At 64.0% G+C, this 22,467-nt stretch carries 20 protein-coding genes and 1 pseudogene; 9 read left to right on the top strand and 12 right to left on the bottom strand.

The window, feature by feature from the left end; all coding sequences use genetic code 11:
* Positions 1-65 precede the first annotated feature (65 nt).
* The 4 genes from BKY27_RS10615 to BKY27_RS10600 all read right to left on the bottom strand — a co-directional run bounded on the left by BKY27_RS10615 (position 66) and on the right by BKY27_RS10600 (position 4,491).
* Positions 66-1,166 (bottom strand): glycoside hydrolase 5 family protein, encoded by a 1,101-nt coding sequence (locus BKY27_RS10615; RefSeq protein WP_071674459.1) that lies wholly within the window; start codon positions 1,164-1,166, stop codon positions 66-68.
* A 66-nt stretch (positions 1,167-1,232) separates the two neighbouring features.
* A complete protein-coding gene (locus tag BKY27_RS10610) occupies positions 1,233-2,519 on the bottom strand; it encodes an extracellular solute-binding protein (protein ID WP_071674458.1) in 1,287 nt (428 codons plus the stop codon).
* Positions 2,520-2,560: 41 nt separating this feature from the next.
* Positions 2,561-3,397, bottom strand: a complete 837-nt coding sequence (locus tag BKY27_RS10605) for a carbohydrate ABC transporter permease (protein ID WP_071674457.1) — start codon at positions 3,395-3,397, stop codon at positions 2,561-2,563.
* A complete protein-coding gene (locus BKY27_RS10600) occupies positions 3,397-4,491 on the bottom strand; it encodes a carbohydrate ABC transporter permease (protein ID WP_199559097.1) in 1,095 nt (364 codons plus the stop codon). The genes BKY27_RS10605 and BKY27_RS10600 overlap by 1 nt, the downstream gene beginning before the upstream one ends.
* Before the next feature lie 120 nt (positions 4,492-4,611).
* Between BKY27_RS10600 and BKY27_RS10595 the strand changes: the two genes are divergently transcribed.
* Complete coding sequence (locus tag BKY27_RS10595; RefSeq protein ID WP_071674456.1) at positions 4,612-5,643, top strand: LacI family DNA-binding transcriptional regulator; 1,032 nt, start codon at positions 4,612-4,614, stop codon at positions 5,641-5,643.
* Between the two features lie 168 nt (positions 5,644-5,811).
* Here the strand turns inward: BKY27_RS10595 and BKY27_RS20355 are convergent.
* Positions 5,812-5,979: pseudogene (locus BKY27_RS20355) on the bottom strand (BrnA antitoxin family protein); the annotation flags it as partial.
* 288 nt (positions 5,980-6,267) lie between these two features.
* On the opposite strand from BKY27_RS20355, the gene mutL reads away from it, so the two are divergent.
* Both mutL and BKY27_RS10580 read left to right on the top strand, forming a co-directional pair.
* Positions 6,268-8,160, top strand: coding sequence for a DNA mismatch repair endonuclease MutL (gene mutL / locus BKY27_RS10585; protein WP_071674454.1), 1,893 nt, complete (start codon positions 6,268-6,270; stop codon positions 8,158-8,160).
* Positions 8,157-9,323 (top strand): DNA recombination protein RmuC, encoded by a 1,167-nt coding sequence (locus BKY27_RS10580; protein ID WP_071674453.1) that lies wholly within the window; start codon positions 8,157-8,159, stop codon positions 9,321-9,323. The genes mutL and BKY27_RS10580 overlap by 4 nt, the downstream gene beginning before the upstream one ends.
* Positions 9,324-9,443: 120 nt before the next feature.
* Here the strand turns inward: BKY27_RS10580 and BKY27_RS10575 are convergent, their stop codons facing one another.
* Positions 9,444-9,896 (bottom strand): GAF domain-containing protein, encoded by a 453-nt coding sequence (locus tag BKY27_RS10575; RefSeq protein WP_071674452.1) that lies wholly within the window; start codon positions 9,894-9,896, stop codon positions 9,444-9,446.
* A 108-nt stretch (positions 9,897-10,004) separates the two neighbouring features.
* On the bottom strand, positions 10,005-11,183 hold the full coding sequence (locus BKY27_RS10570) for a thiolase family protein (protein ID WP_071674451.1): 1,179 nt from the start codon (positions 11,181-11,183) through the stop codon (positions 10,005-10,007).
* A 92-nt stretch (positions 11,184-11,275) separates the two neighbouring features.
* On the opposite strand from BKY27_RS10570, the gene BKY27_RS10565 reads away from it, so the two are divergent.
* From BKY27_RS10565 to BKY27_RS10550, 4 genes are all read left to right on the top strand, one after another.
* Positions 11,276-11,626, top strand: coding sequence for an STAS domain-containing protein (locus BKY27_RS10565; protein ID WP_071674450.1), 351 nt, complete (start codon positions 11,276-11,278; stop codon positions 11,624-11,626).
* Positions 11,627-11,631: 5 nt separating this feature from the next.
* On the top strand, positions 11,632-12,120 hold the full coding sequence (locus tag BKY27_RS10560; RefSeq protein ID WP_071674449.1) for an ATP-binding protein: 489 nt from the start codon (positions 11,632-11,634) through the stop codon (positions 12,118-12,120).
* Positions 12,121-12,349: 229 nt separating this feature from the next.
* On the top strand, positions 12,350-13,930 hold the full coding sequence (locus BKY27_RS10555) for a gamma-glutamyltransferase family protein (protein WP_071674448.1): 1,581 nt from the start codon (positions 12,350-12,352) through the stop codon (positions 13,928-13,930).
* Between the two features lie 11 nt (positions 13,931-13,941).
* Entirely contained in the window at positions 13,942-14,331 is a 390-nt protein-coding gene (locus BKY27_RS10550; protein WP_071674447.1) for a rhodanese-like domain-containing protein, read from the top strand.
* Here BKY27_RS10550 and hspQ read toward each other — a convergent pair.
* Positions 14,328-14,654 carry a heat shock protein HspQ gene (gene hspQ, locus BKY27_RS10545; RefSeq protein WP_071674446.1) on the bottom strand — a complete coding sequence of 109 codons (327 nt, stop codon included), beginning with the start codon at positions 14,652-14,654 and terminating at the stop codon, positions 14,328-14,330. The two genes, BKY27_RS10550 and hspQ, sit on opposite strands and share 4 nt — an antisense overlap.
* 85 nt (positions 14,655-14,739) lie before the next feature.
* Between hspQ and BKY27_RS10540 the strand changes: the two genes are divergently transcribed.
* Both BKY27_RS10540 and BKY27_RS10535 read left to right on the top strand, forming a co-directional pair.
* A complete protein-coding gene (locus tag BKY27_RS10540) occupies positions 14,740-15,621 on the top strand; it encodes an AEC family transporter (protein WP_071674445.1) in 882 nt (293 codons plus the stop codon).
* A gap of 72 nt (positions 15,622-15,693) precedes the next feature.
* Positions 15,694-16,266 carry a transglycosylase SLT domain-containing protein gene (locus tag BKY27_RS10535; RefSeq protein WP_071674444.1) on the top strand — a complete coding sequence of 191 codons (573 nt, stop codon included), beginning with the start codon at positions 15,694-15,696 and terminating at the stop codon, positions 16,264-16,266.
* A 21-nt stretch (positions 16,267-16,287) separates the two neighbouring features.
* On the opposite strand, the gene BKY27_RS10530 is transcribed toward BKY27_RS10535, so the two are convergent.
* The 4 genes from BKY27_RS10530 to BKY27_RS10515 all read right to left on the bottom strand — a co-directional run bounded on the left by BKY27_RS10530 (position 16,288) and on the right by BKY27_RS10515 (position 22,463).
* The gene (locus BKY27_RS10530; RefSeq protein WP_071674443.1) at positions 16,288-16,887 is read right to left on the bottom strand and encodes a LolA family protein; all 600 of its coding nucleotides are present in this window, start codon (positions 16,885-16,887) and stop codon (positions 16,288-16,290) included.
* A 56-nt stretch (positions 16,888-16,943) separates the two neighbouring features.
* Positions 16,944-19,820, bottom strand: coding sequence for a DNA translocase FtsK (locus BKY27_RS10525; protein WP_071674442.1), 2,877 nt, complete (start codon positions 19,818-19,820; stop codon positions 16,944-16,946).
* A gap of 17 nt (positions 19,821-19,837) precedes the next feature.
* Positions 19,838-21,016, bottom strand: coding sequence for an aminotransferase class I/II-fold pyridoxal phosphate-dependent enzyme (locus BKY27_RS10520; RefSeq protein WP_071674441.1), 1,179 nt, complete (start codon positions 21,014-21,016; stop codon positions 19,838-19,840).
* A gap of 118 nt (positions 21,017-21,134) precedes the next feature.
* A complete protein-coding gene (locus BKY27_RS10515) occupies positions 21,135-22,463 on the bottom strand; it encodes an amidase (protein WP_071674440.1) in 1,329 nt (442 codons plus the stop codon).
* Positions 22,464-22,467 lie beyond the last annotated feature (4 nt).

Below are 22,467 nucleotides of genomic sequence, written 5' to 3'. Positions count from 1 at the left end.
TCAATCAAGCGCAACCGCCCTTCATGGCAAGGCGCGGGCTGCCAAAGCGATGCGGCAAGGTTCACTTATCCGGAAACCTGCCGAGTGGTGGCAGGCGTGCCGGTCAATTCCCTGGTCAAACCGATTTCGTCTTCGATATATGGCGTGCCATCCTGATGGAGCAGGTCATGAAACCAGACACTGCGATCCGCCTGCCCTCCATGCGCTTTGACCAGTTCGGCTGGCCATGGCAGGTGCGTCTGGGTGCGGCCCTTGACCAGCCCCCATTGAAAGCAGCCGACGCCACGTGATTTGTACAGGTCCAACTGATCGTCAATGCGGCTGCCGATAGGACGGGCCATCCATTCCGTACAAAGCATGGGCCGCTCCAAGGGGGCCAGATGGTCGATGAACCGGCCCACATGGGGCGCGTCCCAATAGGCGTGGAAGGTGATGATATCGGACAGGTCCAACGCGGCCCGGTCCATCTCTGTCTGGTAGGGCGCATCGGTCGAGCCCGGCAGGGGCGTTGTCCATGCACCGACGGTCAGCGGCTGTTCGGGGGCCTCGACGCGCGCCCAGTCGAAGCAGGCGCGCATGAGGGCAAGGCTATCGGCGGAAAAATCCGGAACGTGTTCCTGCGCGCCATCTGCGGTGAAGACCATGCGGTTGCCGGGTTCGTTGTAGAGATCCCAGAACAGCACCCGCGCGTCGCTGCGAAAGGCGCGGGTGATCCCGCGCAGATAGGCCTCGTAGCCGGGCCAGCGGGCGCGATCCTGCACCGCCAGGCGTCCGGGGCTGGCCACTGCACGGCTGTTGTGGACGTCGGGCACCGGGTCAGGCTGCGGCCCGTAAACCGGCTCGGCACCACCGAATCCGCAATCGTCGAAAAAACAGGGGACGGTGGCCATGCCGTTGCGATCCGCGACACCCATGAGCCAGTCGAGCCTCTCCAGCTGGCCCTCTGCGTCATGTTCCCATACCAGCGCGTGCAGGTTGACGCGGATTGCATTGAACCCGATCTCGCCCGCCCACCCCAGTTCGCGCTCGATCGTTGGGCGGTCGAAACTGTCGGGGTGCCACATCTCCAGGAAGTTCACCGCCGTGGAGGGCAGGAAATTGACCCCGCAAATCCAGGGCTTGGAGGACCACCAGCGATTGGCATCCGATTGTGTCCAGCGGGTCATTGGCGGCCTCGTCTTGGCAAAATACGGCCCGCCCCCTACCGCGGGGACGGGCCTGGTCGATGGGTCTTAGCGGTCAAGCAGATCCTGAACGTCCAACTCGGCATCGCCGAGCGCGTCGCCGATCGGCTTGTCGGTCAGCCAGATCGCCTGAAATTCGCGATTCAGCACGTCCTGGATAGCGCCATATCGCTCTGAGGGCGGCGTATCGCGGGCGATTTCCGCGGTGCCGGCATATTCCGAGCGGTGCGGCAGGGCGGCATAGGCGTCAGAGCTCAGAACCGAATTGCGCACGGACATGTGGCCAGTCCGGGCCCAGTCGATGTTGTGATCGTTGATGAACGCCAGAACCTGCAACGCGGCCTGATAGGTCTCGGGGTCGTCCCGCTGAACCGAGGCCGGGATCGCCCACATATGGCTGTCGGCCCATGTTGCGCCTTCGTCGAAGAGCGTCGGGAAGTCAGCCACGTAGTAGTTGGACAAAGCCACGTCGGGATCAGCCGCCTCGGAATCGTAAAGGTCCACGACCCATGTGCCATTCACGAGGATCGCCGCTTCGCCGTTCAGGAAAGCCTGCTGGCTGTCGGCGTAGTTCAATTGAGGATTGGCGAGCCCTGCGTCGAAGAGTTGGGTGATCGCGGTGATCGCGTTGCGGGCGGCCTCGGTGTCGATGGTGGCCGTGCCGTCCTCGGTAAAGATGTTCTCGCCCTGCTGCCACATCAGCGACAGCACCAGCCGCACACCAATGGGAAATTGTGCGAAATCGGCGGCAAGGTAATCTTGGCCGGTTGCGTCATGGACCATCTGGGCCTGCTGCAACAACTCTTCCGGCGACGTCGGCAGGATCGGCTCTCCATTGTCATCGACAAGGCCCGCCTGTTCCATCAGGTCCATGTTCACGTGCCAGAGGTTGGCGTGAAAATCCATCGGCACGGCCATGATGCGACCGTCCACCGTCACCGCATCGCGTGCAGCGTCGGCCCAGTCGTTGGGGTCGATCCCGGCGGCCTCCAGGTCGTCGGTCAGATCGGCCAATGCGCCAAGCCCCGCGAATTCAGCCAGAGCCGAGCGGTGCAAGACATGGATGTCGGGCGGCGTGCCCCCGGCATAGGCCGCCTTGATCTGGTCGTAGTAGTTGCCCCAGTCGGTGGGCAGCGTGTTGACGGTAACGCCGTCGATCTGTTCGGACGCGGCGTTGATGATGGACTGGATGATACAGGCCTCTCCCACGCTGGTGGTGGTGTCGGTGCCTGCATCTTCACAGGCGCCGAAGAAACGGCCAAGCGTCACCTCTTGCGCGGTTGCGCCGGTCACGGTGGCCGCGACCATTGCCGCCCCGATTACGATCTGTTTCATGGGTCTCCTCCCGGTTTGTATTTTGGGGTTATCCCCCGGTGTCATCCTTTGCTTCCGCCGGCAGTCATCGCCTGGACGACGTAGCGCTGGAAGATCAGGAACAGGATCACGACCGGAAGCGAGGCGATAACGCCCGAGGCCATGACACGGCCCAGCCCCTCCGATTGCGCGAAATTCGATTGAATGCTGGCAAGGCCGAGCGTGATGGTGAAAAATTCCCGCTGCTGTGCCGAAACGAGCGGCCAGAGATAGTCGTTCCACGCATAGAGGAACGTCAGGATTGCCAGCGTCATCATCGCCGGACGTGCCAGGGGCAGCATCACGTAGCGAAAGATTTGCAACCAGCCCACGCCATCGAGGCGCGCGGCCTCTTCGATGTCTTGCGGGATCGCCCGAAAGAACTGCATCATCAGGAACACTCCGATCGGCACCGCCATGCGCGGCAGGATCAGCGCGTGATAGCTGTTGTGCCAGCCGAGATCGGCGAACATGGTGTAGAGCGGGATGAACACAGCCTGCTCGGGCACCATCAGGCCAATGAGGCACAGGATCATCACCGGCGTCTTGAACCGGAAATCCAGCCGCGCCAACGCGTAGCCCGCAGTGGTTGAGACCGCCAGCACGCCAAGCGTCATGCCAAGCGCAACGATCACCGAATTCAGGAACCACAGCGGCGTTTGCCCGAAAGAAAACAGCGCGGTGTAATTCTCGAACGTGAAGGGAACCGGCACAAGCCCAAGCGCGGTAGAGGACGTGGTGCGCGCCAGAACCTCGTTGGGTTGAAAGGACAGCGACACCATCCAGATCGTCGGCACCAGCCACAGGAAGGCCGGGATCGCCAGCGCCGTCACCAGCCAATAGTAGCCACGGGTCAGCATCAGTCGTCCTCCCGTCCGAGAATGAATTGCAGGATCGAGAACGACCCCATGATGACGAAGAGGAACACCGCCATTGCCGAGGCGCGCCCCAGTTCGCTATCGCGGAACGCGGTCTGGTAGATGTAGCGCACCAACACCTGCGTGGTGTCGTTAGGGCCACCGTTGGTCATCAGGTGGGATTGCCCAAATACCTGAAAATGCAGAATTATTTGCAACACGACCACCACCGTCACGGTGCGTTTCAGATTGGGCAGGGTGATATGCCAGAACGCGCGCAACCCCGTGGCATTGTCGAGCGCACCCGCCTCGTAAAGGTCTTTCGAGATATCCTGCAAACCAGCCAGGAACAGGATCATCGCGATGCCGAGCGACCACCAGATCGTGGTTATGACGATGGCCGCCATGGCAAAGCTTTCATCGGTCAGCCACACGATCGGCGATCCCCCGAACAGCTCGGTGAGATTGGCGATCAGCCCTTGCCGGGGCGAAAACATGATCTGCCAGATCAGCGTGACCACGGTCACCGACAAGACCTGACTGAGGAAGAACAGCGTTCGCAGCACCGACATGGCCCGCGTTTCACGGTTCAGGGCAGCCGCGAGCACAAGCGCAGAGATCGTGACGCCGGGCACCGTCAGACCCACAAAGGTGATCGTATTGCCGACGGTTGGCCAAAACCGTCGATCATACCAGCGCCCTCCTTCGCCGGGGTGGAAGCCGGGGAGGACAAAGAGCAGCACCGAGGCCAGCCCAAGGGCAATGGCGGTGGCGCGGCTGGCCCGGTTCGTCCAGCGAAGGAAGACACTGATACCGACCCCGGCGATCCCGAGGATCTGCAAGGTCGGATGGGCAAGGGCGGCCCATTCGATGTTCCGCCCCCACATGATGCGTTCGTAATTGCGGACTCCTACGAATTCGCGGGCATCCGGGTTGAAGGCTACGGCCAACAGGTTCCAGTCATGCAGGCTGATCCAGATGCCACGGAAGAACGGGTAGACAAGAAACGCCCCGTAGACCGCCAGAAATGGCAACAACAGAACCCATGCGGCCTGCGCTTCGCTCAGATGGTTGCGGCGTTTGTTGATACTGGTCACCGACTGCCCTCCCTGCAGGTCGATCTCCGGTCGGGCTATAGGCCCGAATCCTCCCGGTTTTCCTCTGCTAAAAATATTAGCAATATTTATTAGCGGAACGCAACCCGCTATGGTGCGTGCATGGCTCACGGCAAGAATTCCCAAGGCGCGCGCGTCACGATGAAGGATGTCGCGGTGCGCGCGGGCGTCTCTCAATCGACTGTCTCCTTCGTCCTCAACGGCATGGAAGACATGCGGATCAGCCCCGATACCCGCCAGCGTGTGCTGGATGCGGCGGCAGAGCTTGGCTACCGCCCGCGCTCGGCGGGACGGCCTCCGGCGTCGACGGGACTGCGTGTCATCGGGCTGATGTTCGACGAGGTGGCGACCAGCCCCTTCGCCTCGATCTCGATCGAAGGCGTGCAGGAAGAGGCGTGGAAACATAACGTGCTTGTCGAGGTGGTCATGACCGGTGGCGACAAGGGCTACGAGACTGCGATCCTGCGAAAGTGGGCCGCCGACAGGGTCGAGGGCGTGATCTACGGCTCAATCCTGACCCGAAAGGCGGCACTGCCCGAGGCATTGTCGAAACACCGGGCGGTTTTGCTGAATTGCTACGACCCCGACACACGCTTCGCGTCGGTGGTGCCAGCCGAAAGGCGGGGCGGCGAGGAAGCTACGCGCTTCCTGATAGACTCTGGTCACAAGACCATCGCGTTCATCTCTGGCGAACCGTGGATGGAGGCATCGGACCAGCGCATGGAAGGCTATGAGCGGACCCTGCGGGCCGCAGGCATTCCCGTCGATCCGTCCCTGATCGTCGAAGGCAACTTCCTGCCGAGCGGTGGACGCGAAGCAACGCTGAAACTGATGGCGCGTGGACAGCGCCCCGATGCCATCTTCTGCGCCAACGACCTGATGGCAGTCGGCTGCTACGAGGCCCTGAAAGAGCTTGGCGAGACCATCGGAAAAACCATCGCCGTCATGGGATACGATGACCAGGAAATCGCCCAACACCTTTCGCCGGCACTAAGCACGGTGCTGTTGCCACATCGCGAAATGGGCCAATGGTGCGCGTCTCGTCTGCTGGAAAGCGATGCAAAGGACAGCCACCAGGAACGCATGGAATGCCCGGTTGTCCCAAGAGCATCCCACCTGCGCAGCGGCGAGTAGCCTTAGGTGTTTGATCCCATGGTTTGATGGTGCGATCCGGGCGATCTGGTCTTCGGTGTGGCCCCAGCCGGGGCGCTCGGGCAGGCCGTGTTCTTCCTGTTCCCGGAACTGGTCGAGGGTCTCGTCGCCCTTGAACAGCCCCATCAGTTTCGCGTGCATGAAGCCCTTGAGCACGTCGTTCATGCGGGGGCCGTAGTCGCGGCCCATGCTGCGGAAAAACTTTACCACGTCCTCATCCAGACGGATGGTCACCCGGCGTTTGTCGGGGGTGGGCGAATTGGCGATTTCGCGCCAGCCGCGTGGCACCCGGTGGTTGATCCAGATGCGGTGGTGCATGTCGAACTCGACCCGCGCCAGCGCGTCGGTCAGGTAGTGGTGGTGTTCGCGCTGGCTCTTGCTCAGCGGTGTGCCATCCATGGTCATGGCCCGGTCCTCTTGTTGGGAAAGTCCGGGGCAGACTGGCACGATTTTCCTAAAATTCGGTGAAAAGCGGCGCGGACGGTGTACGCCCGGTGTACCGGGGGTGTACGGACGGTGTACCGGGGGTGACAGGCCCGTTTTGCGACATCGGCAGCGGCGCGGGGGCGTTTCCGAATCGAGCGGGGACGTGCTATCCCTTGTAGCATGGCTATTCCTGACCCCAAGATAAGCGACGCCCGGCGGGGCATCCGGCAGCTCGACGAGACGCTGATCAACCGCATCGCGGCCGGCGAGGTGGTCGAACGGCCCGCGTCAGCTGTCAAGGAACTTGTTGAAAACGCAATAGATTCCGGCGCGACCCGGATTTCCGTGGACGTCGCGCATGGCGGCAAAGGCCTGATCCGTGTCACCGATAACGGGTGCGGCATGGGACCGGACGATTTGCCGCTCGCCCTGGCCCGCCATGCGACATCCAAGATCGACGGCAGCGACCTGTTGAACATCCACAGCTTCGGCTTCCGAGGCGAAGCCCTCCCCTCCCTCGGGGCGGTGGGGCGGTTGGTGATTACCAGTCGGGCGGCGGGGTCGGAGGCGCATGTGATTGCCGTAACTGGCGGCAGGCATTCCGTTATTCGGCCGGCAGCCCTCAGCGAAGGCACGGTGGTGGAACTGCGCGATCTGTTCTTCGCAACGCCTGCGCGGCTCAAGTTCCTGCGCACGGACCGAGCGGAAATGCAGGCCATAACCGACGTGGTGAAACGGCTGGCGATGGCCGAGCCGGCGATTGGCTTCTCGCTTCGGGATGTCTCGGATGGCAATGACCGCACCGTCTTTCGGGCCGATGCCGAGACGGGCGATCTCTTCGAGGCTCTCGGCAGTCGGCTTGGCCGGATCATGGGGCGCGAATTCACCGAGAACGCGTTGCCCATCGACGCCGAACGCGACGGGGTGCGGCTGATCGGCTATGCTGCCCTGCCCACCTATTCGCGGGGCGCCGCGACCTCGCAATACCTGTTCGTCAACGGGCGCCCGGTGCGGGACAAGCTGCTTGGCGGGGCGCTGCGCGGGGCCTATGCCGATTTCCTCGGCCGTGACCGCCACCCGGCCGTGGCGCTCTTCGTCGGCTGCCCGCCAGAGCGGGTCGATGTGAACGTCCACCCAGCCAAGGCCGAAGTGCGGTTCCGCGAGCCGGGCGTTGTGCGGGGGCTGATCGTGTCGGCGCTGCGCCACGCCCTGGCCGAGGCCGGGCACCGCGCCTCGACCACGGTCGCGCAGGCCACGTTGGGCGCTTTCCGGCCAGAACCATCCGCGGGCCCACAAGGCCCGGCGCGCGTGTACCAGATGGAACGTCCCGCGCAGTCGACCCTGCGGGCCGCTGCCGCGTGGCAGGCCCCGGCGCAACCCGGCTTTTCCGGCGCGGTCCGGAGCGGCGGCTTTGCAGAAGGCCCGGGGGAGAGCTTCGCCCCCAGTTCGGCACGGGTCGAAGATACCGGGCCGGATACCGACGACGCCACGCAAAACCCGCTCGGCGCCGCCCGGGCACAGGTCCATGAAAACTACATCATTGCGCAGACCGAAACTGGCATGGTCATCGTCGATCAGCACGCGGCGCATGAGCGGTTGGTCTATGAAAGGCTCAAGCGGCAGATGGCGGACAACGGGGGGGCGGCGCAGGCGCTGCTGATCCCCGAGATCGTGACGCTTGGCGAAGATGACGCCGCGCGGCTGCTGGATCTTGCAGAAGATCTGGGGCGGCTCGGGCTGATGCTGGAACCGTTCGGGCCGGGCACGGTCGCCGTGCAGGCAACGCCGGCGATCCTTGGCCCGGTGAATGCAGAAGCGATGCTGAAAGACATCCTCGACGAGTTGTATGATCTGGGCGAGAGCCTGACAGTGCAGGCCCGGATCGAGGCGATCCTGTCGCGCGTGGCCTGCCATGGCTCGATCCGGTCGGGTCGGCGAATGCGCGCCGAGGAAATGAACGCCCTCTTGCGCGAGATGGAGGCAACACCGCATTCCGGCCAGTGCAACCATGGACGGCCCACCTATGTGGAGCTGAAACTCTCTGATATCGAACGGCTCTTCGGGCGCACATGATCGAACTTGGACAAATGACCATCAATTTAACCGACCCAATCACGCTGTTTGCGGCGGGGGGCCTTCTCGCCTTTGTCTTGCTGGTGGTCCTTGTCCTTCGCTCGTTGGCGGCAGCGAACCGGGCGGCGCAGGTGGTGACGCCGCTGGCACAGCAGATCGGTGCGCTTGGCGACCGGGTTCAGGGCATCTCGGACGGGCAGCATCATCTGGCGGGCGGCATCACCCATGTCAGCGAATTGCAGGCCAAGGCGCAGGCGCAGATGCTGGAAACGATGGAGCGGCGTCTGGAAGAGGTGCAAAAGAGCATGGGCGAAACGCTGCATGGCACCTCGACCCGGACAGCACGCAGCCTTGGCGAATTGCAGCAGCGGCTGGAACAGATCGACAAGGCGCAGGCGAATATCGAAAAACTTTCAGGCGATGTGTTGGGGTTGCAGGACATCCTGTCAAACAAGCAGACGCGCGGGGCCTTCGGGGAAATCCAACTCAACGACATCGTGCAAAAGGCGTTGCCACCGGACAGCTTCCGCTTTCAGGCGACTCTGTCAAACGGCAAGCGAGCCGATTGCCTGATCCACCTTCCGAACCCGCCGGGGCCGATCGTGATCGATTCCAAGTTTCCGCTGGAACCCTATGAGGCGCTGCGACGGGCCAAGACCGCGCGGGAAACGGAAGAGGCGGCCCGTGCCCTGCGGGTGGCCGTGCGCGGGCATATCAAGGCGATTTCCGAACGCTACATCCTTGACGGCGAAACCGCCGATGGCGCGCTGATGTTCCTGCCGTCGGAAGCGGTCTATGCCGAACTGCACGCCAATTTCCCCGAACTGGTGCGCGAGGGGTTTTCCGCGCGGGTCTGGATCGTCTCGCCAACCACCTGCATGGCGACGCTGAACACGATGCGCGCGGTGCTGAAGGACGCGCGGATGCGCGAACAGGCTGGCGCGATCCGCAAGCAACTGGCGATGCTGCATCGGGACGTGGAACTGGTGGTCGAGCGGGTCGGCAAGCTGAGCACCCATTTCGGGCAGGCACGCAAGGATATCGACGACATCAGCACCGCCGCCGAGCGTGCGGGCAAACGCGCCACCCGGCTGGACAGTTTCGATTTCGAAGAGCTTGGCCCAAAGGACGAAGCCGAGATCGTGCCGCTACCGCACCGCTAGGGCTCGCCACCCGGCGCGCGGCGACCGCTGTTTCGCGCAGGGCGGCAATAGGTGCAGGGCGGGCATCTTGCGTCGGGTTGGGAACGCCAGGCTCAAAGCGGTCTGCATCGGCAGGCCGCTTTACTCCGCGAAGGTCGCGGCCAGAATCCCGGACAGCCCATCGGCATCCTCTTGCGTGAACGCGTCGGGCCTGTTGCTGTCGATATCGAGAACCGCGATCACCGCGCCCGCCGCGTTCCAGACCGGCAGCACCAATTCCGACCGGGTGGAAGAGGCGCAGGCGATATGGCCGGGGAAAGCCTCGACATCGGGAACAAGCTGCGCCTCGCCGGTGCGGGCCGCAGCACCACAAACGCCGCGCGAAAACGGGATTTGCAGGCAGCCATGCCCGCCCTGATAGGGCCCGATCTTGAGCAGTCCCGGCTCTGTCACCCGGTAAAAGCCTGTCCAGTCAAACCGCTCGTCGGCATGGTGGATTTCGCAGGCCAGCGTGGCCATCAGGGCGACCTCGTCGGTTTCGCCGTGGGTCAGGGCGGCGATGGTTTTGGCGAGGGTGGTGTAGTCGAGGGGCATGGGCGTTCCGGTTCTTGTCAGAGGGGATCGCCGCGCGTTCCGCGCGTCGATCCGCGGGGGGATCCTCCCCCCGCACCCCCCTGAAGTATTTGGACCAAGAAGAAAGGATCAGGGGCGTTCGATGGCGATAGCGGTGCCTTCGCCACCACCGATGCAAATGGCCGCAATACCGCGCTTGAGGCCCCGCTTTTCCAGCGCGTTCAACAGCGTCACCATGATCCGCGCGCCAGAGGCCCCGATCGGGTGGCCGAGCGCGCAGGCGCCGCCGTTCACGTTCACCTTGTCATGGGGCAGGCCCATCTTGTGCATGAACACCATCGGCACCACGGCGAAGGCCTCGTTCACTTCCCACAGGTCGACATCGTCCTTGGACCAGCCAAGGCGGGCCAGCAGCTTTTCGGCGGCCGGGACGGGCGCGGTGGTGAACCACCCCGGTTCCTGTGCGTGGCTGGCATGGCCGAGGATGCGCGCGCGGATCGGCAGGCCCTTGGCCTCGGCCACGCTTTCGCCCGCCATGACGAGGGCGGCAGCGCCATCGGAAATGGAGGACGAGTTGGCGGGTGTGACCGTACCGTCCTTGCGGAAGGCGGGCTTGAGCTGCGGAATTTTCTCGGGCCGAGCCTGCGCGGGCTGTTCGTCGATACTTACCAGCACCTCACCCTTGCGGGTCGAGACCGTGAAGGGTACGATCTCATCGGCGAAGGCACCGCTTTCCTGTGCCTCCAGCGCACGCGAGAGCGAGGCGAGCGCGTAGTCGTCCTGTGCCTGTCGGGTGAATTGGTAGGTTTCGGCGCAATCCTCGGCAAACGTGCCCATCAGGCGGCCCTTGTCATAGGCGTCTTCCAGCCCGTCGAGGAACATGTGGTCGATGGTCTGACCATGCCCCAACCGGGCACCGCCGCGCATCTGGGGCAGCAGGTAGGGGGCGTTGGTCATGCTCTCCATCCCGCCCGCGACCATCAGGTCGGTCTGGCCAAGCGCCAGTTGATCATGGGCGATCATCGCCGCCTTCATGCCCGAACCGCACATCTTGTTCAGCGTGGTGGCCGGCACCTCCTGACCAAGCCCGGCCTTGAACCCGGCCTGCCGCGCCGGGGCCTGCCCCTGACCCGCGGGCAGGACACAACCCATCAGAAGCTCTTGCACATCGGCGGGTGCGGCGCCCGACTGGCCAAGCGCGGCCTTGATCGCCGCCCCGCCAAGCTCTGCGGCGGTCACCGCCGTGAACGCCCCCTGAAAACCGCCCATGGGCGTTCGGGACGCCCCGCAGATCACCACGTTGTCCATAAAATTCTCCCGTCTTTGTCCAAGGCCATGGATACCGTTTGGAAAGGATTGGCGTCTAGGGTCTTCGTCAAGGAGTGAAAGGACAGCCCCGTATGGAGATCACTTTCGAAGAAAAACAGACCGTGGCCGTGCTGCACGTGGTGCCGGACCGAATTGATGCCTCTGTCGCCATCCAGTTCAAGGACAGCTTCCGCGATTTGATCCGCGACTGGTCGGGGCCGGTGGTGCTTGACCTGCAAAACGTGGTTTTTCTGGACAGTTCCGGGCTTGGGGCCGTCGTCGCCGCCCGCAAGTTGCTGGGCGCAGAGCGGCCCTTGATCCTGTCCGGCCTGTCCCCGGCCGTCGACAAGGTCATGCGGCTGACACGGATGAACGCGGTTTTTCCGATTCACGCCAACGTCGACGATGCCTTGGCCACGCATGGAAACGCCTCGGCGGCATGACTCCCATGGACCTTCTCCATCTTCGAGAGGGCGCGCCACCACCGCACCGCACGCTTGGCTGGGATTGGCGCAGACGGTTCGAGGCATGCGCCGAAGAGGTGAGCCTTGAGCTTGTCGGTCTGAACCAGACGCTGACGCAACTGGGTCTTCCCATCGAAAAGCTGTTCATGCTGGAACTGGTGCTGGCCGAAATCCTGAACAACGTGGTCGAGCACGCCTATGCCGATCGGGGCGGCGGGCCAATCAGCCTGGACCTGTCGGTGCGCGACGGCTGGATTTTTTGCACGATCACCGACCAAGGTGCCCCGATGCCGAATGGACATCTGCCCGGGGCCCGGCGCTACACCCCCGAGGAGATGGCCCTTGGCGATTTGCCCGAGGGCGGGTTCGGCTGGGGGTTGATCCACGACATGTCGGATCTGCTCACCTACCAACGGGACGGCGATTTGAACCGGGTGAGTCTTGGGATTGACCTTGCTTCAGAAACAATCTGACGCGAGGCGCGGGATCGTTGCGCATAGGCGTTAACCACTCAAGAAATCGCCGCAATTGCTCCGCATCCATGCCGGGAATCTCAAGGACAACGGGGGGGTAGCTGCAATGGCTTCCCTCGGTGTCGTGTCCCTAAGCCCCCACCCAGTGGCGCGATGCCGAGGTCCTTGCTGCTCTTGCCACCGGAGCGGAAAACCCTAGGCTGTGCCCAAACAAGACCAAGGGACAGCCATGCGAGATTTCCACCTTCCGGGCCGCTCAGCCGTTTTCGCAGAAAACGGGATGTGCGCCACCTCTCACCCACTTGCCGCCAAGACCGCCGTTTCCCTGCTGGAAGCGGGCGGAAACGCCGTCGATGCGGCGATCGGCGCCGCCATCCTGCTAGGTATTTGCGAACCACAGATGACCGGGATCGGCGGTGATTGCTTTGCCTTGGTAAAGCGCCCCGACAGCGACGAGATCGTGGGTCTGAACGGGTCGGGCCGCGCGCCTGCGGGCCTCTCTGCCGATGCTTTGCGCGATGCCGGCCATACCACCATGCCCATCCACGACGCCGCCGCCATCACGGTGCCGGGGGCCGTCGACGCCTTTTGCCGATTGCATGGCGACATGGGGCGGCTCGACATGGCCGAAGTGCTGGCCCCGGCCATCCGCTACGCGGATGAGGGGGTGCCGATTGCCCCCCGCGTCGCCTTTGACTTGCAGGAAAGCGGGCCGTTCCTGCAGGGCGTGGCCAAGGACCACTACCTGATCAACGGGCAGATCCCGACCACCGGGCAGGTCTTTCGCTCGCCCGCGCAAGCCGAGGTCTTGCGCCGCATCGCGCGCGATGGCCGCAAGGCGTTCTACGAAGGCGAAGTTGCAGCGGATATGGTTGCGTCGCTGAACGCACTGGGCGGCCCCCATACGGAAGCGGATTTTGCCGCCACCGCCTGCGACTATGTCACGCCGCTTCGCAATGGCTACAAAGGGGCCGAACTGGTGGAACTGCCCCCGAATGGCCAAGGCGCGACCGCCATGTTGCTGACCAACATCCTGTCCCATTTCGACCTGCCCTCGATGGACCCGTTCGGTGCAGGGCGGGCGCATATCGAGGCAGAGGCCACCAAGCTGGCCTATGATGCGCGAAACCGCTTCCTCGCGGATGCCGATCACTGCACGCGGCTGGCCCATATGCTGGCCCCGGAAACGGCACAGTCGCTTGCCGCGCTCATTGATCCCAAGCGGGCCATGGCCGACCCCAAGGCGCTATCCGAGTCGGTGCACAAGGAAACGATCTACATCACCGTGGTCGACCGTGACCGCATGGCGGTGTCGCTGATCTACTCGATCTTCCACGGCTTTGGCTCGGGGCTGGCCAGCGACACGTTCGGCATCCTGTTTCACAACCGTGGCGCGGGCTTTTCGCTGGAACAGGGGCACCCGAACGAGGCGGGCGGTGGCAAGCGCCCGATGCACACGATCATCCCCGGCATGTTACGCGAGTCGGATGGATCGCTGATGCCCTTCGGTGTCATGGGGGGCGCCTATCAGGCGACGGGGCATGCGCGCTTCGTCACCAACACGGTCGATTTCGGTTTGCACCCGCAGGCCGCCATCGACGCGCCGCGCGCCTTTTCGGAACCGGCCGGGCTCAAGGTCGAGCGGGGTTATGACCCGAGCGTGCTTCAGGCGCTGATCGACATGGGGCATCAGGCCCACGTGCCAGGCGGCCCCATCGGCGGCGCGCAGGCCATCCGCATCGACGCGAAGACCGGTCAGTTGCAGGGCGCGTCCGACCCTCGCAAAGACGGCTGCGCGCTTGGCTACTGAGGAGATTTAGGATGCCGATTATTCCCGTAAAAACCCTCGTGGAGAACGCAAAGGCCGAGATCGAGACCATTTCCCCCGAAGAGGCCCGCAGCCAGGCTGACGCGGGCACGGCCCTGTTGGTCGATATACGCGATGTTCGGGAACTCGACCGAGAGGGGCGCATCCCCGGGGCGTTTCACGCGCCGCGCGGGATGCTGGAATTCTGGATCGACCCCGAAAGCCCCTATCACAAGCCGCCGCTGGCCACGGACAAGACGCTGGTCCTGTTCTGCGCCAGTGCGTGGCGATCGGCCCTGTCGGCCAAGGCGCTGCAAGAGATGGGACTGGAGGACGTAGCCGAGATCGACGGCGGCTTTTCGGCGTGGCGGGACGCGGGGCTGCCGGTCGACAAGACGGGCTAGTTCAGCTGAAATTCCAGCGGGTAATAGCCGTCGCGAAACTCGCCGAACAACTCGGGCAGGTCGGGGTGATCCACCGGCTCGCCCGTGTCATCGGCAATCAGGTTCTGCTCTGACACATAGGCCACATAGTAGCTCTGATCGTTCTCTGCGAGCAGGTGGTAGAACGGCTGCTCGCGCGAAGGGCGCGACTCGGGGGGAATCGCATCATACCATTCTTCGGTGTTCGAGAATTCCGGGTCGACATCGAAAATAACCCCGCGAAACGGGTGCTTACGGTGTCTCACAACTTGTCCGAGCGAAAATTTCGCACGAGTCTTCAGCATCGGATTGTGCCCCCTTGGTCCCTCTCCTAAACCGCGACCGCGGGGATTGTCCATCCGCGAGGGCGGGATTCGAAGGAAACAGACTGTGACACTTGTTTTGACAGTTCTGGAAATCGTTGCGCCGGTGTTTCTACTGGCCACGGCTGGTTTCGTCTGGCGCAAGATGGGTCTGGACTATCCGGTGGCGTTCGTCACCCGGCTGGCCATGACCATCGCCGTCCCCTGCCTGATCTTCACAGCGCTGATGCGCACCGAGATTGATCCCGCGTCCCTGTCGACCCTGACGCTTGCCGCGCTAGCCGGTTACGCGGTGGTGATGGCGCTTTCCGTGCTGCTGATCTGGGGCACTGGCGTCGACAGGCGCACCTTCCTGGCACCGACGATCTTTGGCAACACCGGCAACCTGGGCCTGCCGCTGGCGGTCTTTGCCTTTGGCGAGCTGGGTCTGGGCTATGCCGTGGTGGTGTTTGCGGTGATGGCCGTGCTGACCTTTACCATCGGTATTCGCATGGTCTCGGGCCATGGTTCGGCCCGAAAGGTGCTGAAAGAACCGATGGTCTGGGCCACACTTCTGGGCGCGTTGTTCCTGTGGCAGGGCTGGCATACACCGCGCTGGCTGACCAACTCGCTGGAGCTGGCAGGTCAGCTTGCGATTCCGCTGATGCTGTTCACCCTTGGCGTCGCGGTGGCGCGGCTGACCCCGCGCGGCGTCGGGCGGGCGGTGCTGCTGTCGGCGGCGAAACTGGCCATCGGCGTCGGCGCGGGTGTCGCCATCGGCTGGGCGTTCCACCTCGACCCCGTGGCCTTCGCGGTGCTGGTGGTGCAACTGGCCACGCCGGTGGCCGTGACCTCTTACCTTTTTGCCGAACGATACGAGACCGATCCGCAGGCGGTCGCGGGCTATGTGGTGGTGTCGACCCTGATGAGCGTGATCGCGCTGCCGGTTCTGCTGTATTTCCTGCTCTGAACCGTTCCCTCGGACGCCAAAATCGCGTAAGCTGTCCGTCAATAAAAAACTCAAATCGAGCAGGCAGATTTCATGAAACGCGCGATTCTTCTCGTGCTGCTATTGGCCGTCGCCGCGTGCGGCGGGCCGACTCCCCCTCGTCGTCTTGACGACGCGTGCCTGATACTGCGCGACCGGCCCGACATCGCCCGCGCCACCCGCCGCGCCGAGCGGGCGTGGGGCATTCCGGTGCATGTGCAGCTGGCCACGATCCATCAGGAAAGCAGCTTCGTTCATAACGCCCGCACGCCGCATCGCTATGCGCTCGGGATCATCCCCATGGGACGGATCAGTTCTGCCTACGGCTATAGCCAGGCGCTGGACGGCACATGGGACGACTACCGGCAGGACACCCGCAACCGACGTGCCCGGCGCACCGACATCCGCGACGCTACCGATTTCATGGGCTGGTACATGAACCGTTCGGTCGAGCGTTTGGGGATCTCGCCGGATGACGCGCGCAACCAGTACCTCGCCTATCATGAGGGTCATAGCGGATACGCGCGTGGCAGCTATCGCAACAAACCCTGGCTGCGCCGCGTGGCAGACCGGGTGGACGCGCGGGCAGAGCTGTATCAGCAGCAACTGGCAAGGTGTCGCCGCTAAGGCGTGGCGCATCGGGGCCGGTTACTCGACCAAGCCACGCACCCTGAGTTCGATCGGGATGTTGAAATAGCGCGATGGCAGGTCGACATCGGTCTGCAACCCGCCGAGAATTACAGTCGTGTCGAAGCCGGTGGCATCGGTAACGATCCACTGGCGCAGTTCGACCGGATCATCGGTGAACACCAACGTGATATAGCCAATGTCGGGCTCGTCCGGGTCTTGCGCCACGATCCGTGTCGAGGTGTCGTCGCCGGAATGATCAAGGATCATGCCCGACGCGCCAAGATCAACATTCGCGGCAAGGATCAGGTTCAACGGCGTGCGGCTGAGCGGGTATTGTTCCGGCGCGGTGTTGGACCGTCCGTCAAAGATCGCCACTTGCCCGCCCCCGGCCATCACCAGAAGCTCTTCGTTGTCATACTCGAACCGCATCCGTCCGGGCCGTTGCAAATAGAGCGTGCCGGTCGAGATCGCGCCATCGTCGGTGATCTGGGTAAAGCTGGTCTCGGCCGTTTGCAGGCTGTTGAGGTAGTCCGACAGGTCCGACAGGGCAATCGGTTCGGCCAAGGCCGGCAGGGCGGAAGTAGCGGCCAGCGCCGCGGCAAGGAACACGTGTTTCATAGCACCTATCTAGGGTCTGGGCGCGGGCTTTGCACCTCACAGCAGCGCGATTTCGCTCAGGCCTGCTCGGGCACCAGAACTTCGCGTTTGCCGACATGGTTAGCCGCGCTGACAACGCCCTGATCCTCCATCTGCTCGACCAGCCGCGCGGCCTTGTTGTAGCCGATGGCCAGCTTACGCTGGATGTAGGAGGTCGAACATTTCCTGTCCTTGATGACGATGCCAACTGCCTGATCGTAAAGCGCATCCTCGCCGGTGGTGTTGCCGCCAAGGCCAAGCACCGCGTCGATGTCGCTTTCCTTGTCGTCATCCGGGCCGTCCAGCACGCTTGCGGCATAATCCGGGGGACCGAAACTCTTGAGGTGGCTCACGATTTCCTCGACCTCTTCGTCGCTGACAAAGGGGCCGTGCACGCGGGTGATCTTGGCACCGCCCGCCATATACAGCATGTCGCCCATGCCAAGCAGTTGCTCGGCCCCTTGCTCGCCCAGAATAGTGCGGCTGTCGACCTTGGACGTGACGTGGAAGGAAATCCGCGTCGGGAAGTTGGCCTTGATCGTGCCGGTGATGACATCGACCGATGGGCGCTGCGTGGCCATGATGATGTGGATGCCAGAGGCACGCGCCATCTGTGCAAGACGCTGGATACAGGCCTCGATTTCCTTGCCTGCAACCATCATCAGGTCGGCCATCTCGTCGACGATGACGACGATATAGGGCATCTTCTCGGGCGCGAATTCCTCGGTCTCGAAGATCGGGTCGCCGGTTTCGTCATCAAAGCCCGTCTGCACCGTGCGGCTGAACAAATCGCCCTTGGACAGCGCCTCGGCGACGCGGCCATTGTAGCCGTCGATGTTGCGCACGCCCATCTTGGACATCTTGCGATAGCGTTCTTCCATCTCGCCGACGACCCATTTCAAGGCGACGACCGCCTTTTTCGGGTCGGTCACAACCGGCGACAGCAGGTGTGGAATGCCGTCATAAACGGACAGTTCCAGCATCTTGGGGTCGATCATGATCAGGCGGCAATCCTCTGGCGGCAGCTTGTAAAGCAGGCTGAGGATCATGGTGTTGATGGCCACGGATTTGCCCGACCCGGTCGTTCCCGCGATCAGCAGGTGGGGCATCTTGGCGAGGTTCGCAACCACCGCGTCGCCGCCGATATCCTTGCCAAGCGCAAGGGGAAGTTTCTGGGTGCCGTCACCGAAATCGCGGCTCGACAGAATTTCCCGCAGAACCACCTTTTCGCGGTGCTGATTGGGCAGTTCGATCCCGATTACACTGCGCCCCGGCACGGTCGAAACACGGGCCGACAGCGCCGACATGCTCCGCGCGATATCGTCCGCGAGGCCAATGACACGGCTGGCCTTGAGGCCCGGCGCGGGTTCCAGTTCGTACATGGTGACCACGGGACCGGGCCGGACCGACACGATCTCGCCCTTGACACCGTAGTCATCCAGCACGTTTTCCAGCATCCGCGCGTTTTCCTCCAACGCCTCATCGCTAAGGTGATGGCGCTGGATGTTGGCGGGGTTGGTCAGCAGGTTGAGCGGCGGGAACTCATACTCGGTGCCGGCGTCTTCCAGCGGCAAGGTCGGCTGCGCCTCGGCCCGCGCGGCGCGCGATGGCTGGGCGACCTTGCGCGGCGTGTGCTGCACCACGCGGCGCGGCTCGGCCGGGGTTGGGACCGGCGCCCCATGGGCGGCGCTGCGCGCGGAATAGGGCAACGGGATCGTCTCGACCGGCTCATCCTCGACCTGCGGCGCGGCGTGAAGCGGCGGCTCTTCGGCGCGGGCGTGGCTTGCGGTCAACGGCGGCTCTACCCGGCCAGCGGTCAATGGGGGTTCGGACCGACCAGAGACCGATCCATAGGTCTCAAGGCTCGCGTGATGGGCGGCCCGGCGGGCGGCAACCGCAGCCGAAACCGCCGACTTCGGTTCGTCCTCATCCTCGATGTCGGGAACAGCCCCACCAGCCCGGCGTACGCGGCTTTGGATCACGTTGGCGATCTTGGCGCGAATCCGGTCATCGTCCGGTGCATCCAGATCGTCGGGCGCGACCGGGGTGCGTTCCACCAGTTCCGGCTCGGGATCGACCGCGCGTTCGCGGCGCAGCAGGGGCGGCATCCGGTCGAGCAGGCCAAAGCGCGGGCGCTGTTCTGGCTCGGGTTCTGCTTCTGGCTCGTCGTAGGTCGCAAGGACGTGTTCCTCCTCGCGGTATTGCCGTTGCTCGGCCCGGTTGCGGCGGCGCGCTTGCAATTCCAACGCGGCCTGTCCAGCGCCACGTCCGGCCTGCCCGAAAAACGCCCCAAGCCAGCCAAGTGAGTTGATCAGCCCAATGAGCATAAAGCGCAACAGGGTCCGCAACTCGCGCCCGGTTGCCCCAAGAACGAACAGGCCAAGCCCGATCATGGAGAAGAAGGACAGCGCCGCCAGCACCTTGAGCCCCGCTCCGACCGGTAACGGCAAGATGTTGAGCAACGCGCCCAAAACGGTGTCGCCGAAGACCCCGCCAAGACCAAAGCTCTGGTCCCAGCCCGCGGGCGGCTCGTGGCTGGCGGCGTAGACGGCAGCCAGGGCCACGGCAATCGGCAAGAAGATCAGACGCGACAGCGCCCGATCACCGCCCTGATGCAGCGACAGGCGCAGACCCCAGACAAACGCGCCAAGCGCCAGCCCATAGGCGCCCCAGCCCACCACCAGCGTCAACGCGGCAGACAGCGAAGCCCCGAAGCGGCCAAGATAATTATGCGGAATGGCGTCGGTCGCGGCCCACCAGCTTGGATCGTCGGGCACGTAAGAGACCAGCATCAAGGCCAGCGCGATCCCTGTCAGGATCAGGACGATGCCCGCCGCCTCCCGGCCGCGCCGTTCCAACGCCTCTCGCATGCGGCTGTCCAGCAGGGGGTCTCTCTGTCGGGTCTGATAAGCCATCGTGCCGTTACCTCACCTCAATACAGGCAATCGCGAAGCCGGATCAGCCCGCGTTGCATGTCATCCTTGGGGGCCACCAACGCCACGCGGATACGATCCGCGCCGGGCGTGTGTCCCTTCACATCGCGGGCCAGATAGGCACCGGGCAAGACCCGAACCCCGACCTCGCGCCACAGCTTCAATGCGGCCGCCTCGCCATCGTCGACGGGCAGCCACAGGAAAAAACCGGCTTCGGGCGGCGCGTAGCCCTGAAGCCCGGCGAAGACCTCGTCCGCAATCGCGTATTTCTCGGCATAGAGCGCGCGGTTCTCGATCACATGGGTCTCGTCGCTCCACGCCCGCGCGGCCACCGCTTGCAACGGCCCCGGCAAGGGCGCCCCGGCATAGGCGCGCAACTGTTTCAACCGCTTCACGCTTTCCGGTCCGCCCGCCGCAAAGCCAGAGCGCAGCCCCGGCAGGTTCGACCGCTTGGACAGCGAGTTGAAAAGAACGACGCGCTCGGGGTCAGCCCCCATCTGAGCGGCCACTTCAAGCGCGCCCGGTGGCGGCGTGTCCCGGTAGATCTCGGAATAGCATTCATCCGCGAAGATCTGGAAATCGTAATGCTCGGCCAGCCCGATCAACCCGCGCCAATACGCCACGCTTGCCACGGCCCCTTGTGGGTTCGCAGGCGAGCAGACATAGGCCACGGCGGTGCGGTTCAGCACCTCGGCGGGCAGGCTGGCATAGTCGGGCAGGTTCCCGGTGGCATCGGTGGCCGGCACGAAAACCGGCTCTGCGCCCACGGCGACAGCCGCCACCGCGTAGACTTGATAAAACGGGTTTGGCGTCAGCACGACTGGCGTCGCACCATTCTTGCCTTCGGGGCAAAGGGCGATACAGGCGTTAAACAGGCCTTCGCGCGTGCCATTCAGCGGCAATATCTGCGCCGCAGGGTCCGACGTTACGCCATAGCGGCGCTGCAGCCAGCCTGCGATGGCCGCCTGCAACTCGGGGGTGCCGTCATTGGCCGGATAATTGCCAAAACCTGCCGCGTTCTCGGAAATGACCCGCGTCACCCATTCGGGGAACGCATGGGTCGGCTCTCCAATCGTCATGTTGACCGGGTCGGTCCCCGGTTCATGGGAATCGAGCAGCGCCCGAAGGCGCGGGAACGCGTAAGCTGGCAGGTTCGAAAACCGCTCAGGAAATGCCATGTCTGCCTCTGGTTCAGGGTCGTTTTTCGCCCTGTTTGTCGGTAGGTTACAGACTTGGCCGCGTCTGGTCCAGAAAAACGCGCGCCCCGGCGATGAAACCGGCGCGCGCCTGTGGCCTTCAGGCCAGCGCCGCCTCTGCCGCCTTGCCAAGCCGCAGCAACGCCTCTTCCCCAAAGGGCTGGCCAAGGAACATGATCCCGGCGCCGGGCACATCCGTCGGCAGGGTCAGGGCGGCCAGCCCCATCAGGTTGCCCACGCGCGTGTTGCGCAGGGTCAGCAGGTTCTCGGTGACATAATACGCATCATCTTCCAGCAGCCGCGCCGCGTGCGGTGGCAGGTTGGGAGCCGTCGGCAGGATCACCGCGTCATAGCCCGCCACCTGCGCCGCCCATTGGCCGCGCAAATGCTCCAGCCACTGCCATGCGGCCACGTAATCGGCCGCGCTGAAGTTTGCGCCAGACCGGAAACGATCGAGAATACGCGGGAACATTTTTTCCGGGGCAGACTCAATCGCGTGTTTCCACGTTCCATACGCCTCCGAGGTGAAAAGAATCGGCGCAAGGTCCATCGCCTCGACGATGCCGTCTACCGTGCCATGGCTGATCTCGGCCCCCGCCGCCGCCAGCTTGTCCACCGCGTTGGAAAAGCCCGCGCCCGGTTCGGGCCGCACGTCATCGGTATAGGTATCAAGGATCAGCAGCCGCCGCCCCGTCACCGTCGCGCCCGCCAGATCGACAGGTTTACCGCCCTCCATCACCGCCAGCAGCGCCGCACAGTCTTCGACAGTTTTGGCCAATGGCCCCACCGTGTCGAATGACTCCGCCAATGGCACGACACCCTGCAAGCTCAGCCGCCCCGCCGTGGTCTTGAGCCCCACGAGGTTGTTGTAGGCCGAGGGAATGCGCACCGATCCGCCCGTGTCCGAGCCGATTCCCGCAGGCGCCAGTCCCCAGGCCACCGACGCCGCGGCACCCGAAGATGACCCCCCCGGAACAAGCTCTGGGTCGTTGATATTGGGCGGCGTTTCCGTCACCGGGTTCACCCCGAGTCCCGAAAAGGCCAGTTCGCTCATATGCGTCTTGCCAAGGCAGACCATCCCGGCCCGCGTGGCCTTGGCCAGCACCTCGGCATCCATCGGCGGCACCCGCCCCGACAGCAGGTCGGACCCGGCCTTGGTCTCATCGCCCGCACTGTCAAACAGGTCCTTCCACGACACCGGCACCCCATCCAGCGGCCCGCGCCGCACGCCCAATCGCGCGCGATCCGATGCGGCCGCCGCCTCGGCCCGCGCGCGCTCTGCCGTCACCACGGTGTAGATCCGGTCGCGGTAGGGATGCGCGTCAATGGCCGCCAGGTAGCCGTCGGTCAACGCGACCGGGTCGATTTCTCCCGCGCCAATGGCGCGGCCCAGTTCCGCCACGCCCAATCCCTGCCAACCGTCCCGCATCCGC

Origin of the sequence: Nioella nitratireducens, from assembly GCF_001879715.1 — a bacterium.
Classification (GTDB): Bacteria; Pseudomonadota; Alphaproteobacteria; order Rhodobacterales; family Rhodobacteraceae; genus Nioella; species Nioella nitratireducens.
Note: the sequence above shows the minus strand (reverse complement) of the source record. Positions and strands in the feature narration are given on the sequence as shown.

What these genes read in the sequence shown, in the direction of transcription:
- BKY27_RS10570 (WP_071674451.1), bottom strand. Translation starts at nt 11,183, where the DNA reads ATGGACAACGTGGTGATCTGCGGGGCGTCCCGAACGCCCATGGGCGGT.
- BKY27_RS10555 (WP_071674448.1), top strand. Translation starts at nt 12,350, where the DNA reads ATGCGAGATTTCCACCTTCCGGGCCGCTCAGCCGTTTTCGCAGAAAAC.
- BKY27_RS10575 (WP_071674452.1), bottom strand. Translation starts at nt 9,896, where the DNA reads ATGCCCCTCGACTACACCACCCTCGCCAAAACCATCGCCGCCCTGACC.
- BKY27_RS10580 (WP_071674453.1), top strand. Translation starts at nt 8,157, where the DNA reads ATGATCGAACTTGGACAAATGACCATCAATTTAACCGACCCAATCACG.
- BKY27_RS10595 (WP_071674456.1), top strand. Translation starts at nt 4,612, where the DNA reads ATGGCTCACGGCAAGAATTCCCAAGGCGCGCGCGTCACGATGAAGGAT.
- mutL (WP_071674454.1), top strand. Translation starts at nt 6,268, where the DNA reads ATGGCTATTCCTGACCCCAAGATAAGCGACGCCCGGCGGGGCATCCGG.
- BKY27_RS10535 (WP_071674444.1), top strand. Translation starts at nt 15,694, where the DNA reads ATGAAACGCGCGATTCTTCTCGTGCTGCTATTGGCCGTCGCCGCGTGC.
- BKY27_RS10615 (WP_071674459.1), bottom strand. Translation starts at nt 1,166, where the DNA reads ATGACCCGCTGGACACAATCGGATGCCAATCGCTGGTGGTCCTCCAAG.
- BKY27_RS10605 (WP_071674457.1), bottom strand. Translation starts at nt 3,397, where the DNA reads ATGCTGACCCGTGGCTACTATTGGCTGGTGACGGCGCTGGCGATCCCG.
- hspQ (WP_071674446.1), bottom strand. Translation starts at nt 14,654, where the DNA reads ATGCTGAAGACTCGTGCGAAATTTTCGCTCGGACAAGTTGTGAGACAC.
- BKY27_RS10515 (WP_071674440.1), bottom strand. Translation starts at nt 22,463, where the DNA reads ATGCGGGACGGTTGGCAGGGATTGGGCGTGGCGGAACTGGGCCGCGCC.
- BKY27_RS10610 (WP_071674458.1), bottom strand. Translation starts at nt 2,519, where the DNA reads ATGAAACAGATCGTAATCGGGGCGGCAATGGTCGCGGCCACCGTGACC.
- BKY27_RS10550 (WP_071674447.1), top strand. Translation starts at nt 13,942, where the DNA reads ATGCCGATTATTCCCGTAAAAACCCTCGTGGAGAACGCAAAGGCCGAG.
- BKY27_RS10565 (WP_071674450.1), top strand. Translation starts at nt 11,276, where the DNA reads ATGGAGATCACTTTCGAAGAAAAACAGACCGTGGCCGTGCTGCACGTG.
- BKY27_RS10560 (WP_071674449.1), top strand. Translation starts at nt 11,632, where the DNA reads ATGGACCTTCTCCATCTTCGAGAGGGCGCGCCACCACCGCACCGCACG.
- BKY27_RS10520 (WP_071674441.1), bottom strand. Translation starts at nt 21,016, where the DNA reads ATGGCATTTCCTGAGCGGTTTTCGAACCTGCCAGCTTACGCGTTCCCG.
- BKY27_RS10530 (WP_071674443.1), bottom strand. Translation starts at nt 16,887, where the DNA reads ATGAAACACGTGTTCCTTGCCGCGGCGCTGGCCGCTACTTCCGCCCTG.
- BKY27_RS10525 (WP_071674442.1), bottom strand. Translation starts at nt 19,820, where the DNA reads ATGGCTTATCAGACCCGACAGAGAGACCCCCTGCTGGACAGCCGCATG.